Source organism: Enterobacter sp. SST3 (assembly GCF_000286655.1).
Classification (GTDB): Bacteria; Pseudomonadota; Gammaproteobacteria; order Enterobacterales; family Enterobacteriaceae; genus Enterobacter; species Enterobacter roggenkampii.
This window is the reverse complement of record NZ_ALNS01000063.1, coordinates 1-423: the sequence shown is the minus strand read 5'-3', so window position 1 is coordinate 423 and position 423 is coordinate 1. Positions and strand designations below refer to the sequence as shown.

Here is a 423-nt window from a genome sequence, read left to right as displayed (position 1 = left end):
CCGGCAGCTGAACCTGCCAGCACGTCTCGCCTTCGGTGGGGGCCAGCAGCCACTCCACGCTGCGCTCGCCCGCCTCGCGAAACGCCTGGCGAATGGTCGTCAGCGGCGGGGAAAACCAGGCGCTGTCAGCCGTATCGTCGAACCCGACCACCGACATCTGACCCGGGATCGCGATCCCCTTTTCAGCACAGGCGCGCATCACCCCGAGCGCCATTTGATCGTTCGCCACCAGAATGGCGTCCGGCAATGCGGTACCCGACAGCAGCACATGTCCTTTCTCATAACCGCTGGCCGCGCTCCAGTCCCCGTAGGCCACCGCAGCGGCTTCACGCCCCGCGCGAGCCAGAGCAGATGTCCATCCCGCCAGACGCGCACGAGCAGAGACCGAGCTTTCCGGCCCGCTCAGCAGGGCAATGCGCTGAT

Annotated in this window: 1 protein-coding gene; it reads right to left on the bottom strand. The window is 66.9% G+C overall.

Going from position 1 to position 423, the window contains the following annotated elements:
- Window positions 1–423 (bottom strand): substrate-binding domain-containing protein (locus B498_RS00005; protein ID WP_008503536.1); only part of this gene is annotated, 423 nt, incomplete at both ends.